This window comes from Phytobacter massiliensis JC163 (assembly GCF_000321045.1).
Taxonomy (GTDB): domain Bacteria; phylum Pseudomonadota; class Gammaproteobacteria; order Enterobacterales; family Enterobacteriaceae; genus Phytobacter_A; species Phytobacter_A massiliensis.
Genome location: NZ_HE578946.1, coordinates 448,709 through 462,827 on the forward strand (window position 1 = coordinate 448,709; position 14,119 = coordinate 462,827).

General features: G+C 56.9%; 14 protein-coding genes. 9 read left to right on the top strand and 5 right to left on the bottom strand.

The window, feature by feature from the left end; genetic code table 11:
- Window positions 1–638 precede the first annotated feature (638 nt).
- The gene (citX, locus tag ENTHG_RS12570; RefSeq protein ID WP_044180168.1) at window positions 639–1,199 is read left to right on the top strand and encodes a citrate lyase holo-[acyl-carrier protein] synthase; all 561 of its coding nucleotides are present in this window, start codon (window positions 639–641) and stop codon (window positions 1,197–1,199) included.
- A gap of 46 nt (window positions 1,200–1,245) precedes the next feature.
- Here citX and ENTHG_RS12575 read toward each other — a convergent pair whose 3' ends face one another.
- Entirely contained in the window at window positions 1,246–2,244 is a 999-nt protein-coding gene (locus tag ENTHG_RS12575; RefSeq protein ID WP_044180170.1) for a GGDEF domain-containing protein, read from the bottom strand.
- Between the two features lie 180 nt (window positions 2,245–2,424).
- Between ENTHG_RS12575 and ENTHG_RS12580 the strand changes: the two genes are divergently transcribed.
- On the top strand, window positions 2,425–3,288 hold the full coding sequence (locus ENTHG_RS12580; RefSeq protein WP_044180172.1) for an aldo/keto reductase family oxidoreductase: 864 nt from the start codon (window positions 2,425–2,427) through the stop codon (window positions 3,286–3,288).
- Between the two features lie 92 nt (window positions 3,289–3,380).
- Here ENTHG_RS12580 and ENTHG_RS12585 read toward each other — a convergent pair whose 3' ends face one another.
- Complete coding sequence (locus tag ENTHG_RS12585; protein WP_044180174.1) at window positions 3,381–4,523, bottom strand: trans-sulfuration enzyme family protein; 1,143 nt, start codon at window positions 4,521–4,523, stop codon at window positions 3,381–3,383.
- 9 nt (window positions 4,524–4,532) lie between these two features.
- The gene (locus ENTHG_RS12590; RefSeq protein ID WP_489884337.1) at window positions 4,533–5,909 is read right to left on the bottom strand and encodes a pyridoxal-phosphate dependent enzyme; all 1,377 of its coding nucleotides are present in this window, start codon (window positions 5,907–5,909) and stop codon (window positions 4,533–4,535) included.
- Window positions 5,910–6,296: 387 nt separating this feature from the next.
- Between ENTHG_RS12590 and ENTHG_RS12595 the strand changes: the two genes are divergently transcribed.
- The 4 genes from ENTHG_RS12595 (at window position 6,297) to ENTHG_RS12610 (ending at window position 10,141) form a co-directional block, all read left to right on the top strand.
- Window positions 6,297–7,316, top strand: coding sequence for a methionine ABC transporter ATP-binding protein (locus ENTHG_RS12595; RefSeq protein WP_044180178.1), 1,020 nt, complete (start codon window positions 6,297–6,299; stop codon window positions 7,314–7,316).
- Window positions 7,309–7,977: a methionine ABC transporter permease gene (locus tag ENTHG_RS12600; RefSeq protein WP_044180181.1), complete on the top strand. Its 669-nt coding sequence runs from the start codon at window positions 7,309–7,311 to the stop codon at window positions 7,975–7,977. The genes ENTHG_RS12595 and ENTHG_RS12600 overlap by 8 nt, the downstream gene beginning before the upstream one ends.
- 19 nt (window positions 7,978–7,996) lie before the next feature.
- Window positions 7,997–8,809, top strand: coding sequence for a MetQ/NlpA family ABC transporter substrate-binding protein (locus ENTHG_RS12605; RefSeq protein WP_044180183.1), 813 nt, complete (start codon window positions 7,997–7,999; stop codon window positions 8,807–8,809).
- 147 nt (window positions 8,810–8,956) lie between these two features.
- Window positions 8,957–10,141, top strand: coding sequence for an acetyl-CoA C-acetyltransferase (locus ENTHG_RS12610; RefSeq protein WP_044180185.1), 1,185 nt, complete (start codon window positions 8,957–8,959; stop codon window positions 10,139–10,141).
- A gap of 140 nt (window positions 10,142–10,281) precedes the next feature.
- Here ENTHG_RS12610 and ENTHG_RS12615 read toward each other — a convergent pair whose 3' ends face one another.
- Window positions 10,282–10,494, bottom strand: a complete 213-nt coding sequence (locus ENTHG_RS12615; protein ID WP_044180187.1) for a hypothetical protein — start codon at window positions 10,492–10,494, stop codon at window positions 10,282–10,284.
- Window positions 10,495–10,692: 198 nt separating this feature from the next.
- Between ENTHG_RS12615 and kduI the strand changes: the two genes are divergently transcribed.
- The 3 genes from kduI (at window position 10,693) to ENTHG_RS12630 (ending at window position 13,174) form a co-directional block, all read left to right on the top strand.
- Window positions 10,693–11,529 carry a 5-dehydro-4-deoxy-D-glucuronate isomerase gene (kduI, locus tag ENTHG_RS12620; protein ID WP_071825878.1) on the top strand — a complete coding sequence of 279 codons (837 nt, stop codon included), beginning with the start codon at window positions 10,693–10,695 and terminating at the stop codon, window positions 11,527–11,529.
- A gap of 61 nt (window positions 11,530–11,590) precedes the next feature.
- Window positions 11,591–12,352: a 2-dehydro-3-deoxy-D-gluconate 5-dehydrogenase KduD gene (gene kduD / locus ENTHG_RS12625; protein ID WP_044180191.1), complete on the top strand. Its 762-nt coding sequence runs from the start codon at window positions 11,591–11,593 to the stop codon at window positions 12,350–12,352.
- Window positions 12,353–12,481: 129 nt separating this feature from the next.
- Entirely contained in the window at window positions 12,482–13,174 is a 693-nt protein-coding gene (locus ENTHG_RS12630; RefSeq protein WP_044180193.1) for an aspartate/glutamate racemase, read from the top strand.
- Here ENTHG_RS12630 and ENTHG_RS12635 read toward each other — a convergent pair.
- Window positions 13,171–14,097, bottom strand: a complete 927-nt coding sequence (locus ENTHG_RS12635) for a LysR family transcriptional regulator (RefSeq protein WP_044180195.1) — start codon at window positions 14,095–14,097, stop codon at window positions 13,171–13,173. The genes ENTHG_RS12630 and ENTHG_RS12635 overlap by 4 nt on opposite strands.
- Between the last annotated feature and the right edge of the window lie 22 nt (window positions 14,098–14,119).

Genomic DNA, 14,119 nt, shown 5'->3' on the forward strand with positions numbered 1-14,119 from the left:
GGGGGTTGAAGACTGACCTGGCATAAATCCTCCTGCAGAGTGCGGATAAAGGTAATGGCGGTATGGTACGACCGCCAATGCAATAAAAAAAGACTCACTCTGGCGCGCATGGATATAACTTTTGAATCAATAACGGCGCAATAAAGCGCCAGAACAAAGAAGGACGGAGGGGGCAAAAAGGTATGAAAAAGGAAAAGAGTCCCGGCAGGTTAGAGAAAGTATAAGGGCAAAAGCAAGCTGACAGATGAGGCAAGTGCCCGATATTAGAATTTGAATAACTTTAAAAATATGGCATATGCCTGAAATGGCGCGATAGTACTCACGGAACGAGTATTTATTGCGCCGACAGCCGTTTTACGAACCCGAAAAGGGACGAGCAGGCTGGCTGTTTATCCGCCAGCGACGCGCCAACGGCAGCAAGCGGTACTGGCGGTATGCCGTCATTTTTACCGGTTACCCGCCCGCAGCGCGGGCGGCGAAGAGTGCGAATTTGCGAAGAGAGTCACGAATTATTTGCCGTAAGGCGCGATATTTCTTCTAATGTTGCCCAGCGAATCGGCCAGGATGGCAGCAACATGCGTAAACTGGCAGAATATATCACTGGAACAACAGAAATTAATGGAACAACAGGACAGGTTATGCAGCAAACAGGGAGTCACACTTTTTCGCCATTAATGCACGGAGAAGCTGTTTCACTGACGGATGTACTCACCGCGCGGGAGCAGCGGGCGATGCGCCAGCAGGCGCTGTTGACGCGCTTTCATCAGCCGGTGCTTTCACTGACGCTGGTCACGCCAGGTCCGGTAAAAGACAGCATTGGCTACCGGCACGTTATGGCCGAAGCGCTACGGGAAGGGGATCAACTGCTCTGGCGGCGCGGCTGGAAAGTCCTGAGCCGCGAAGTTCACTGGCTCGATACCGGGCCTGAGGCGCTGTGGGCGGTGGAGCAGGAGGCGCAGATCATTAAAGCGGCGGTAGTGGAACTGGAAGACGGTCATCCGCTGGGCCGCCTGTGGGACTTCGATGTGATTGCATCCTCAGGCGAGCCATTAAGCCGCGAAGCGTCCGGCGCGCCCGTGCGCAAATGCCTCATTTGCCAGCAGCCCTCCCGCCTGTGCGGCCGGTCGCGGCAGCATTCGCTTCCCGAACTGACAACGCAGATTGAAAAAATGATGCGTAGCTGGCTGGCGCGGGACTGACTGGCGACACCCGGCGCGCAGTTGCAACGCCGGGTTTGTTTTGCCGTCAGGCAGGTTTGTTACTCGTTGGGTTAAACGAGCGCTGCGGCGGGTTTTTCCGCTCCAGGTACATCACGCGCTCGCTGTTATTGACCATCTCCACCAGGTTGCTGTACTGGTCCGGATCGTAAGGGACGATGCCGTACGCGTAGTGGAGGCGATACTTTTCATGCGCCTTTTCATTAAGGTCGTCAATGCGTGATTGCAGGCTAAAGAGGAAGGTGTCTACATCCCTGTCGTCATCGTGGCCGAGCATCACCACGAATTTTCCCCCTTCAACACGGGCGGCGATGTCATTTTTGTGCAGGCACTGGCCCAGCGAGGTGGAAAACCGCTTTAACATGCTGTCGCCTTCGTGATGACCAAAAAAATCGTTAACCGCCGTGATATTTTCTACATCAAGATAAACGAGGCTAAACGATCGTTTATTATCGCTTAACCATTTAAACCGCTTTTCACCTAATTTATAAAAGCCTCGCTTATTCGGCAGCCCGGTCAGGGAATCCGTCATCGCCATGCTGATAATATATAATTCGTCTTCAACGATAGCGCCGATGTCAATTAACGTATTGATATTTTCCGGGCTGAGATCCCGCGGTTTGTTATCGATAATACAGATGGTGCCAGCAATAGCCCCATCCGGCAGGCGCACCGGGCAGCCTGCGTAAAAGCGGATATGTGGCTCGCCCTGAACGAAGGGATGATCGTGGAAACGCTCGTCAATACTGGCGTCTTTGACGATGAAGATCCCCTGAGCAAGGATCGCGTGGGCGCAAAAAGAGATGTTGCGCGCCGTTTCACGCACGCCGATATCGCCGCTACAGGAAGCCAGCCACTGGCGGTCACGATCCAATAAACTAATTAACGCGATAGGCACATCAAATGCCGCTTTCGCCAGCCGGGTTAAACGATCGAAACGGGCGTCATCTTTTTTATCCAGTAAGTCCATCATATAAAGCGATTTAATACGCTCGGTTTCATTTGCTGGCATCTCAGGATATATCATAGGGCGTCCTCGTCAGTTTCTTTATTTGCTCTATCAGCGCTTACATTATTAATGTAGCGCCCCCGTGAATTTCAGGGATATTAATTTTTCAGATTCGCCGGGCCTTATCGCACTTATTTCTCTGTTGCCCTGGCGGCGCACACCCTACAATGTGGCGACACACCACACAGGAGGTACTCCATGTCTCAACCTACGCTTACTTACCGGCTTGGCGACCGTGAGGTTGGTCGCCTGGGCTATGGCGCAATGCAACTGGCGGGACCGGGCGTTTTTGGGCCGCCTGCCGACGAGGCAAAGGCTATTCAGGTACTGCGTGACGCGGTCGCAGCGGGCGTTAACCATATCGACACCAGCGATTTTTACGGGCCGCATATCACCAACCAGATCATTAAAAAAGCGCTGCACCCTTATCCGCAAGATCTCTGTATCGTTACCAAAGTTGGCGCACGCCGTGATGACAAAGCCAACTGGCTGCCAGCATTCAGCGCAGAAGAGCTGACCCGCGCGGTGGAAGACAACCTGCGCAATCTTGGGCTGGAGACGATCGAAGTGGTTAACCTGCGCAGCATGCACGGAACGCATGGCCCGGCGGAAGGTTCGCTGGAGGCGGAGCTGGAGACCCTGATTACGCTCAAAGAGCGCGGCTTGATTCGCCATATCGGCCTGAGCAACGTGACGGCGAAGCAGGTGGCCGACGCGCAAAAAATGACGCCGGTGGTCTGCGTGCAGAATATGTATAACGTGGCCCTGCGCGACGATGACGCGCTGATTGACGAACTGGCGGCGCAGGGCATCGCCTACGTGCCGTTTTTCCCGCTTGGAGGCTTTACGCCACTGCAATCTGATGAGCTGAACCAGGTGGCGCAGCGTCTGAATGCCACGCCGATGCAGGTTGCGCTGGCGTGGCTGCTGCAACGCGCGCCGAATATTCTGCTGATTCCTGGCACCTCATCCCCTGCGCATCTGCAGGAGAACCTGGCAAGCGGACAGCTGACCCTGCCTGCCGACGCGCTGGAAATCCTTAACGGGATTGGCTCAAAGTAAAAGGGCCGGTAGCCCCGATAAGCGAAGCGCATCGGGGGGCCCGGATGCGGCGTAAAAACGCCTTATCCGGGCTACCTTTCGTTCAGAAAATCTCAGCCCAGCGCCTGTTGCCAGTCGGCAATCAGATCATCGGCATCCTCAATCCCTACCGACAGGCGGATAAGCTGCGGCGTAATGCCGTTCGCCAGCCGCTGCGCCAGTGGGATAGAGGCGTGGGTCATGCTGAATGGCTGGCTTACCAGGCTTTCTACGCCGCCGAGGCTCTCCGCCAGCGTAAAGAGTTTCAACCTGTTGATAACCTGCGTGGCGTACCTGTCGTCGCCTTTTACCACTACCGAAATCATGCCGCCGGGCAAGGCCATCTGTTTACGCGCCAGGTGATAATGCGGGTGGGATTCAAGCCACGGAAACCAGACCTTTTCTACCTGCGGCTGCTGCTCAAGCCAGCTGGCCAGCGCCAGCGCGTTGCTGCTGTGGCGCTCCATGCGTAGCGAAAGCGTGCGGATACCGCGCAGTGTCAGAAAGCTGCTAAACGGATCGAGCACGCCGCCTACCGCATTTTGCAGATACCCAAGCTGCTCCGCCAGCGCCGGGTTATCGCCCACAACCGCCAGCCCGGCGACCACATCAGAGTGACCATTCAGATATTTCGTCGCCGAATGAACCACGATATCAAACCCCAGCTCAATGGGGCGGTGGATCACCGGCGAGGCAAAGGTGTTGTCCGCCACGCTTAGCACGTTATGCCGCCGGGCAATCGCGGCGATAGCCTGCAGATCCGCCAGTTTCAGCAGAGGGTTGGTGGGGGTTTCCACCCAAATCATGCGGGTCTCCGGGCGGATGGCCGCTTCCAGCTCCGCCAGATCGTCTGGCTTCACCCAGCTTACCGTCAACCCCGTGCTGCGCTTGCGTACGTTCTCGATAAGCCGGTAAGTGCCGCCATAAACATCGTCAACCGCGACAATGTGGCTCTCTTTATCCAGCAGTTCGAGCACCGTGGCGATTGCCGCCAGCCCCGAGGCGAAAGCAAATCCGCGCGTGCCGCCTTCCAGCTCCGCAATGGCTGTTTCCAGGGCGTGGCGGGTAGGGTTACCGCTGCGGGAGTATTCATAACCGGTGTGCTGCCCCGGCGCGGGTTGAGCAAAAGTCGACGTGGCATAAATCGGCGGCATCACCGCGCCGTGCGCATCGGAAAACGTGCCGCTGTGTACGCTTTTGGTGGCTAATGTTTTCATCTTCGTTCCTTATTGTTCGAGTCGGTTACGCCAGGTGGTCAGCAGGTCGCTACGGGTAATCAGCCCCAGAAAGCGGTCGTTATCGGTGATGACCGCCACCAGCCCGCGGTCAAAAATGGCGCTCAGGGCGCTCTCCGGCGCATGTCGGTCAAGGGTTTCCACATTGCGCGTCATCGCGTTTTTCACCGGCAGCGAAAAACGCCTGCGGTCACCCTGGACGTGACGAATCAGATCCCACTCATCGACAATGCCCACCACGCGCCCGTTTTCCAGCACCGGCAGCTGCGAGAAGTCATGCAGGCGCATCCGCGCCAGCACCGTCGCCAGGGTGTCGTCAAGAGCGGCGATAACGGTCGCGCCTTCATCATGGCGCAGGGCGATAAAATCAGTTAAATCACCGTGTTCTGGCCGGCTCAGCAGCCCCTGCTGGCGCATCCAGTCATCATTAAACATTTTGGAAAGGTATTTGTTGCCGCTGTCGCAGGCGAAAGTCACCACCCGTCTGGGGCTGGTCTGTGCCTGGCAGTAGCGCAGCGCGGCGGCCAGCAGCGTGCCGGTAGAGGAGCCTGCCAGCACCCCTTCGGTTTGCAGCAGTGCTCGCGCGGTGGCGAACGCCTCGGCGTCGCTTATCCGCAAGGCCTTCTGCACGCCATCAATATGGGCCAGGGGCGGAATGAAATCCTCGCCGATCCCCTCCACCAGCCAGGAGCCCGCTTCGCCGTAATGGCCGTGCTCGACCCGATCGGCAAGGATTGAGCCCACCGGGTCGGCAAGAATGAATTCCGTGTGCGGTGAATGTTCAGCAAACCAGGCCTGTAGCCCGCCGAGCGTACCGCCCGATCCTACTCCCACCACAATGGCGTCGATGTTGCCATCGAGCTGTTCGAAAAGCTCCGGCGCGGTGGTCGTCGCATGGGCCAGCGGGTTGGCGTCGTTATTGAACTGGTCAATATAAAAGGCCCCCGGCGTCTCCTGGGCGAGGCGGCGAGCGTAGTCCTGGTAGTAAGCCGGATGGCCTTTATTCACGTCGGAGCGGGTCAGCACCACTTTCGCCCCCAGCGCCCGCAGATGAAAAATCTTCTCCCGACTCATTTTGTCCGGCACCACCAGTACCAGGCGGTAGCCTTTTTGCGCGGCGATCAGCGCCAGTCCCAGCCCGGTGTTCCCCGCCGTGGCCTCGATAATAGTGCCCCCCGGCCGCAGGTGGCCGAGACGTTCCGCTTCGTTAATCATCGACAGGGCGACGCGGTCCTTAATGGAGCCGCCAGGGTTCTGGTTCTCCAGCTTTAAAAACAGCGCGCACGGCCCGGTGTCCAGCTTATGTAACTGCAAAACTGGTGTCTGGCCGATTAGTTCACTTACTGAATGCATTACTGACATGGCTATTTACCCGAGCATTGACGTAATGGTCGAATAATAGAAGTGCGGTTTTGCGCAATTAAAGAATGTTTATGCAGGTTTTAGAGCGAAAAGTAATATAAAGCTCTGTTTAGACATCGAGAAGCTAAGGCGGGTAGCCGTCTGGATGTTTTGATTGCTAAAAATGGGCGTTTTTAGCCTTAAAACCAGTGGCTTAGCGTCATTTTGCGCCGTGTTTATCCATTTTTTAGCTAACCAATGCTGAATAAATCCATAACTCACAATGATGTGTTATGCCGCTACTTAGTACAAAAAGGTATAAACATTGGCTATTTAGTTATTTGAAATATATTCATGACTGATTATTATCATCTGGACATCCATACTGCTAAACCGCTAAACGGAAAGTACGCAATGATCCTTCTCAGGAATATTTCTAAGATTTTCGACCAGGGAAAAGCGTCGATTACCGCCGTGGACGGCGTCAATCTGTCGGTTGAGCAGGGACAAATTTACGGCATTATCGGCTACAGCGGCGCCGGGAAAAGCACGCTGATCCGCCTGCTCAACGGGCTGGAAAAACCCACTTCCGGCAGCGTGGTCATTAACGGCCAGGATATCTCCGCCGCCCGCGGTGAAGCGCTGCGCCAGGCCCGGCTGAAAATCAGCATGGTCTTCCAGCACTTTAATTTGCTGTGGTCGCGCACCGTTAGCGAGAACATTGCCTTTTCCATGCAGATAGCCGGCGCGCCGAAAGCGACCATTAAAGCGCGCGTGGCGGAGCTGATTGAACTGGTAGGGCTGAAAGGCCGCGAACAGGCTTACCCGTCGCAGCTTAGCGGCGGGCAGAAACAGCGCGTAGGGATCGCCCGCGCGCTGGCTAACAACCCGGATGTGCTGCTGTGCGACGAGGCGACCTCGGCGCTGGACCCGCAGACCACCGATCAGATTCTGGATCTGCTGCTGGATATCAACCGTCGCTTTAAGCTGACCATCGTCCTGATTACCCACGAAATGCACGTGGTGCGCAAAATCTGCGACCGCGTAGCGGTAATGGAGAACGGCAAGGTGGTGGAAGAGGGCGATGTCATTAGCGTTTTCACCCACCCGCAGCAGCCTATTACCCGGCAGTTTGTGCGCCAGATTAGCCAGTATGAAGAAGATGAATTCAACCCGGATCTGACCCACGATCTGGACGGCACGGTGATTAAGCTGACCTTTACCGGCCACAGCACGCATCAGCCGGTGGTTGGCGAGCTGACGCTGCGCTACGGGCTGCCGTTTAATATTCTGCACGGCAAAATGACCCAGACGGCCCACGGTGTTTTTGGCCAGCTATGGGTTCACGTTGTGGCAACACAGGAACAGGTAACCAATATCCTCGCGGATTTACGCAACAGCGATATTGAAGGCGAGGTCATTAAGCATGGTTGAGACATTTTTTCCCCATCTGAAACTGGAACAGCTGTGGGCGGCCACCCAGGAGACGCTTTACATGACGGCGCTCTCCGGCGTAGCGACCTTTGTGCTGGGGATTATCCTCGGGCTGGCGCTGTTCCTGACCGCCAGAGGCGGGTTGTTTCAGAACCGCGCGCTCTACAGCGTCATCTCCATTGTGGTGAACGTCTTTCGTTCCATCCCGTTCATCATTTTGATTGTGCTGCTGATTCCGTTTACCAAGACCATTGTTGGCACCATTCTGGGGGCCAACGCCGCGCTGCCGGCGCTGATTGTCGGCGCGGCACCGTTCTACGCGCGGCTGGTGGAGATTGCCCTGCGCGAAGTGGATAAAGGCGTGATTGAGGCGACCCGTTCGATGGGCGCGCGCCTGAGCACGCTGATTTTTCGGGTGCTGCTGCCTGAATCATCGCCTGCGCTGGTCTCTGGCATCACCGTTACGCTGATTGCTCTGGTGAGCTACAGCGCAATGGCCGGGGTCATTGGCGCAGGCGGTTTAGGAAATCTTGCTTACCTGGAAGGATTCCAGCGAAACCATGGCGATGTCACGCTGGTGGCGACGGTAACCATTCTGGCGATCGTTTTCATCATCCAGTTCTGCGGCGACGCCATTACCTCTCTGTTAGACAAACGCTAATAATCAGGAAAAACACAACATGAAAACCACAATTACGCTTATCGCCGCAGTCACCTTAAGCGCCCTGAGCTTCTCCTCCTGGGCGGACAAACTGACCGTCGGCGCCTCCAACGTGCCGCACGCGGAGATCCTTGAGCAGGCGAAACCGATTCTGGCGAAGGAAGGCATTGAACTTGAGATCAAACCGTTCCAGGACTACATCCTGCCGAACACCGCGCTGGCGGGCCGCGAGATCGACGCTAACTACTTCCAGCACATTCCGTACCTGAACAGCGTGCTCAAAGATCACGCCGACGACAAGGATTACGATTTCGTCAGCGCGGGCGCGATTCATATCGAGCCGATCGGCATCTACTCGAAGAAGGTGAAATCGCTGAAAGATCTGCCGCAGGGCGGCAAAATCATTATGCGTGACGCGGTTTCCGAAGAGGGGCGCATCCTCTCTATTTTCGAGAAAGAGGGCGTAATCAAACTGAAACCAGGCATCGACAAAGTGACCGCGCGCATCAGCGACATCGTGGAGAACCCGAAAAAGCTGCAGTTCCTGCCGAACGTCGAAGCCTCCCTGCTGCCGCAGATGTATAACAATGATGAAGGCGACGCGGTGGTCATTAACGCCAACTACGCCATCGATGCCGGGCTGGACCCGGTGAAAGATCCGATCGCGGTGGAAAGCGGCGAAAATAACCCGTACGCCAATATCATCACCGTGCACCGCGGCGACGAGAAGAAAAAAGATATCGTTGCGCTGGTGAACGTGCTGCACTCGAAAGAGATTCAGGACTGGATCCGCACCAAATATAAAGGCGCGGTAATTCCGGTAAATAACTGATCCGGGTCTGCGCGGCGGCCAACGCCGCCGCGCTTCTTCTGCTATTTCCCCTCCCTGCGTGACTAATCTCACCGTTTTTAAACAATTACGAAAATAGTTGATAACAACGTACTACTATTGCCGGGTTCAACTTGCGCTGAGGTAGAAATGAAAGATGTCGTTATCGTTGCTGCGGTCCGCACGCCTATCGGCTGCTTTCAGGGCGCCTTGTCGCACCACTCCGCCGTCGAGCTGGGCAGCTATGTCGTGCAGGCGCTGCTTGAGCGTAGCGGTGTCCATCCTCAGACCGTTGATGAAGTAATTTTAGGCCAGGTGCTGACCGCCGGAGCCGGGCAAAACCCCGCCCGCCAGTCGGCAATCAAAGGCGGCCTGCCCACAACGGTATCGGCTATTACCATTAATGATGTCTGCGGTTCCGGGCTGAAAGCGCTGCATCTGGCCTCGCAGGCGATTCAGTGCGGTGAAGCTGACGTGGTCATTGCGGGCGGCCAGGAGAATATGAGCCGCGCCCCACACGTACTGACCGACAGCCGCACCGGCGCACGGCTTGGCAATAGCCAGCTTATCGACAGCCTCGTTCACGACGGGCTGTGGGATGCCTTCAACGATTACCATATGGGCGTGACGGCGGAAAACCTGGCGCGGGAGTACGGCATCAGCCGCGAACGCCAGGATGACTGGGCGCTGCGCTCGCAGCAAAAAGCGCGGGCGGCCATTGACGCCGGGCGCTTTCGCGATGAGATCGTGCCGGTTAACGGTCATACAGCCGACGGTCGCCCGTTGGTTATCGATACCGATGAGCAGCCCCGCGCCGACGCCAGCGCCGAAGGGCTCGCGCTGCTTTCGCCAGCCTTCGAACTCAGCGGCTCGGTGACCGCAGGCAACGCGTCGCCCATTAACGACGGCGCGGCTGCCGTCATGATGATGAGCGAAGCAAAGGCGCAGGCGCTTAATCTACCGGTGCTGGCGCGCATCCGCGCCTTCGCAAGCGTCGGCGTCGACCCGGCGTTAATGGGCATTGCGCCGGTCTACGCGACCCGCCGCTGCCTGGAGCGCGTGGGCTGGCAGCTTGCTGAAGTTGATCTGATTGAATCCAACGAGGCGTTCGCCGCTCAGGCGCTGTCGGTGGGTAAAATCCTTGAATGGGATGAAAAGCGGGTCAACGTAAACGGCGGGGCCATTGCCCTTGGCCATCCTATCGGCGCGTCCGGCTGCCGTATTCTGGTTTCGCTGGTCCATGAAATGAACAAACGTAACGCCCGCAAAGGGCTGGCGACGCTGTGCATCGGCGGCGGGCAGGGCGTGGCGCTGGCGATTGAGCGCGACGCGTAGCCTGACAGGCAAAAAAAAGCCCTCCAAAGGGAGGGCAAGGCCAGTTACAGAAACACTAACTCAAACTCTACGCGGCGCACTTTTATCTCCTGCCGCATGCAGGCGTGCGCACTGAGGTTCAAAAATCCGGTGTTAATTTATCAAAACGTTGTTTCATGTTGTGTGATGCTCAACGCACTTTCCTCATAAAAGCCAGGGGTAACGGCGGTTTGCTCAAAAAATACGCCGCGCAAAAATTCATCTTTGTTTTCATACACAAAAAGCGATAGCGGAACGTCAAAAGTCAAAGACGTCGCTAACGTGCTGTTTGCTATGATGAATTCTGCATTTTCACTCCCGCCTGAATCGCCCATGTCTATGGGCGCGCAACCCCAATCGTGATCCCATCGGCAAATTTAGAAATATATTACAGAAAAAATGAAACGTTGTTTTATATGGCATTGAAAAGCCCCTGGCGGAGGGATAAGATGTGCCCATACTGCAAAACGGAACACGCGTTATCCGCTCCGTTGCGTGACATTCAGGTAAAAAATTTGACGTTGGAGGTAATCGTGGAAGTAAGACAAAGCATCCACAGCGCGCATGCGAAAACGCTGGACACCCAGGGCCTGCGCAATGAATTTCTCGTTGAGAAAGTGTTTGTTGATGATGAATACACCATGGTCTACAGCCACATTGACCGTATCATCGTTGGCGGCATTAAGCCGGTCGCGAAAACGGTCTCCGTAGGCGGTGAAGTCGGCAAGCAGCTTGGCGTAAGCTACTTCCTTGAACGCCGTGAACTGGGCGTGATTAACATCGGCGGCCCGGGCACCATCACCGTAGACGGTCAGTGCTATGAAATCGGCCACCGCGACGCGCTGTACGTCGGCAAAGGGGCGAAAGAGGTTGTTTTCGCAAGCGTTGATAGCGCAAAACCGGCGAAGTTCTATTACAACTGCGCCCCTGCGCACACCACCTATCCGACCAAAAAAGTGACCCCTGCGGACGTCGCGCCGGTGACCCTGGGCGACAACCTCACCAGCAACCGTCGCACCATCAATAAATACTTCGTGCCTGACGTACTGGAAACCTGCCAGCTCAGCATGGGGCTGACCGAACTGGCGCCGGGCAACCTGTGGAACACCATGCCGTGCCACACCCATGAGCGCCGCATGGAAGTCTACTTCTATTTCAATATGGAAGAAGACACCTGCGTATTCCATATGATGGGGCAGCCGCAAGAGACGCGCCACATCGTGATGCACAACGAACAGGCGGTAATTTCACCCAGCTGGTCTATTCACTCAGGCGTTGGCACAAAAGCATACACCTTCATCTGGGGCATGGTGGGCGAAAACCAGGTCTTTGATGACATGGACCACGTAGCGGTTAAAGATCTGCGCTAAGCGCCGGGCATAACAAAAATACGCCTGCGTGCCGCAGGCGCTGAAAGATTAAGGAACCAACATGATTCTGGATGCATTCTCTCTTCAAGGTAAAGTTGCGGTGGTTTCCGGTTGCGATACCGGCCTCGGCCAGGGTATGGCGCTGGGCCTGGCGGAAGCGGGCTGTGACATTGTCGGTATCAATATCGTTGAGCCGACCGAAACCATCGAGCGCGTAACCGCGCTGGGTCGCCGCTTCCTGAGCCTGACCGCTGACCTGCGTAAAATCGACGCCATCCCGGAATTGCTGGAGCGCGCGGTCTCTGAATTCGGTCATATCGACATTCTGGTCAACAACGCCGGTCTGATTCGTCGTGAAGACGCCATCAACTTCAGCGAGCAGGACTGGGACGATGTGATGAACCTGAACATCAAGAGCGTGTTCTTTATGTCTCAGGCGGCGGCGAAGCATTTCATCGCTCAGGGCAACGGCGGCAAAATCATCAACATCGCCTCTATGCTCTCCTTCCAGGGCGGCATCCGCGTTCCGTCTTACACCGCCTCCAAAAGCGGCGTAATGGGCGTTACCCGTCTGCTGGCGAACGAGTGGGCGAAGCACAACATCAACGTTAACGCTATCGCGCCGGGCTACATGGCCACCAACAACACCCAGCAGCTGCGCGCTGACGAACAGCGTAGCGCTGAGATCCTCGACCGTATCCCGGCGGGCCGCTGGGGTCTGCCGAGCGACCTGATGGGCCCGATCGTCTTCCTGGCCTCCAGCGCGTCTGATTACATCAACGGCTACACCATCGCCGTTGACGGCGGCTGGCTGGCGCGTTAATTCGCGCGGGATTTGCCCGGTTAATCTAACGCTAAACCTGCCTTCGGGCAGGTTTTTTTATGCCCCCTCCCCGGTTGAATCTTCGCTGCGACTTTGTTTGACTGTGGAGACATTCACAAGGAGACGGCGATGAAGACGATAGGGCTACTGGGCGGGATGAGCTGGGAATCGACGATTCCCTATTACCGGCTGATTAATGAAGGCGTAAAGGAAAAACTTGGCGGCCTGCACTCCGCGAGCCTGCTGCTGCACAGCGTCGATTTTCACGAAATTGAGGTTTGCCAGCGCAGCGGCGAGTGGGAAAGAGCCGGAGATATTCTGGCTCAGGCGGCGGCAGGGCTTGAGCAGGCGGGGGCGCAGGGCATTGTGCTGTGCACTAACACCATGCACAAGGTCGCCGGGCAAATAGAAGCGCGCTGTCAGGTGCCGTTTTTGCACATCGCCGATGCCACCGGGCGGGCTATTGTTGACCAGCGGCTGCAAAAAGTAGCGCTGCTGGGGACCCGCTACACCATGGAGCAGGATTTCTACCGTGGGCGGCTTGGCGAGCAGTTCGCTATCGAGACCCTCATTCCGCAAGAGTCGGACCGCGAGCGCGTCAACCAGATTATCTTTGATGAACTGTGCCTCGGCACCTTTAGCGAGGAATCACGGGACTATTACATCGCGCTTATCGCCCGGCTGGCAGAGCAGGGGGCGCAGGGCGTCATCTTTGGCTGTACCGAAATCGGCCTGCTGGTCTCCCAGGCGCAATCCCCCATCCCGGTCTTCGACACCGCCGCGCTGCATGCCGCCGACGCGGTCGCTTTTATGCTCTCTTAAGTCGCGTTCAGCACCGCCTCTAACGGGGCGGTGATAAGCGGTATCGCGCTTTGCAGATGCTGGCTAAAGGCCTCCACCAGCGCCGACGAGGGGCGATGGAGGGGGCGGATCAGGCTGACGGTAAACGGCACGTCAACGCTAAAACGGCGCACCACCACGCCGCTGGCGGCGTAATCCAGCGCGGTCAGCGGGTTAACTACCGAGATGCCAACCCCGGCGCGCACCATCGCGCAAACCGACGCGGCGCTGTGCGTCTCCAGCACCATCCGCCGCTTTACCTGATGTTCAGCGAACAGCGCATCCAACAGCTGCCGGTAGCTGTCGGTGCGCGACAGGCTGATATAGTTTTCGCCGTGAAAATCGGCGGGGGTGAGCTGCGCTTTGTGGGCCAGCGGGTGGTGCTGCGGCAGTACACAGACCTCATTTAAGGTTAGCAGCGGCGTGCGCTCCGTTCCCGCCGGGGTGTTCAGCGTCTCGGTTAGCCCCAGGTCGTGACGCTGGGCAGAGAGCCACTCCTCCAGCAGCGGCGACTCCTGCGGCACAATATTGAGGCTGACCTCCGGGTAACGAGCCAGAAAAGGTTGCAACAGCAGCGGCAGAAATGACTGGGAAAACACCGGCAGGCAGACGACGGAAAGCTCCCCCTGGCGAAACTCGCGCAGGCTCTCGGCGGCGCTGACAATGCGATCCAGCCCGTACCATGAACGCTGCACCTCTTCAAACAGCCGCAGCCCCTGTACCGTGGGGTGAAGCCGCCCGCGCGCGCGTTCGAACAGCTTGAGGCCGAGCACCTTTTCGAAACGTGCCAGCTCGCGGCTGACGGTGGGCTGGGAGGTGTGCAGCAGCCCGGCGGCTTCGGTCAGGTTACCGGTGGTCATCACGGCGTGAAAAATCTCTATCTGGCGTAGATTGACGGCGGGCATAGCGGCTTCCTGATAACCTGAA

Bases quoted from the DNA above. Each gene is read 5' to 3' on its own strand.
- citX (WP_044180168.1), top strand. From the start codon at position 639: ATGCAGCAAACAGGGAGTCACACTTTTTCGCCATTAATGCACGGAGAA.
- ENTHG_RS12575 (WP_044180170.1), bottom strand. From the start codon at position 2,244: ATGATATATCCTGAGATGCCAGCAAATGAAACCGAGCGTATTAAATCG.
- ENTHG_RS12580 (WP_044180172.1), top strand. From the start codon at position 2,425: ATGTCTCAACCTACGCTTACTTACCGGCTTGGCGACCGTGAGGTTGGT.
- ENTHG_RS12585 (WP_044180174.1), bottom strand. From the start codon at position 4,523: ATGAAAACATTAGCCACCAAAAGCGTACACAGCGGCACGTTTTCCGAT.
- ENTHG_RS12595 (WP_044180178.1), top strand. From the start codon at position 6,297: ATGATCCTTCTCAGGAATATTTCTAAGATTTTCGACCAGGGAAAAGCG.
- ENTHG_RS12600 (WP_044180181.1), top strand. From the start codon at position 7,309: ATGGTTGAGACATTTTTTCCCCATCTGAAACTGGAACAGCTGTGGGCG.
- ENTHG_RS12605 (WP_044180183.1), top strand. From the start codon at position 7,997: ATGAAAACCACAATTACGCTTATCGCCGCAGTCACCTTAAGCGCCCTG.
- ENTHG_RS12610 (WP_044180185.1), top strand. From the start codon at position 8,957: ATGAAAGATGTCGTTATCGTTGCTGCGGTCCGCACGCCTATCGGCTGC.
- ENTHG_RS12615 (WP_044180187.1), bottom strand. From the start codon at position 10,494: ATGGGCGATTCAGGCGGGAGTGAAAATGCAGAATTCATCATAGCAAAC.
- kduD (WP_044180191.1), top strand. From the start codon at position 11,591: ATGATTCTGGATGCATTCTCTCTTCAAGGTAAAGTTGCGGTGGTTTCC.
- ENTHG_RS12630 (WP_044180193.1), top strand. From the start codon at position 12,482: ATGAAGACGATAGGGCTACTGGGCGGGATGAGCTGGGAATCGACGATT.
- ENTHG_RS12635 (WP_044180195.1), bottom strand. From the start codon at position 14,097: ATGCCCGCCGTCAATCTACGCCAGATAGAGATTTTTCACGCCGTGATG.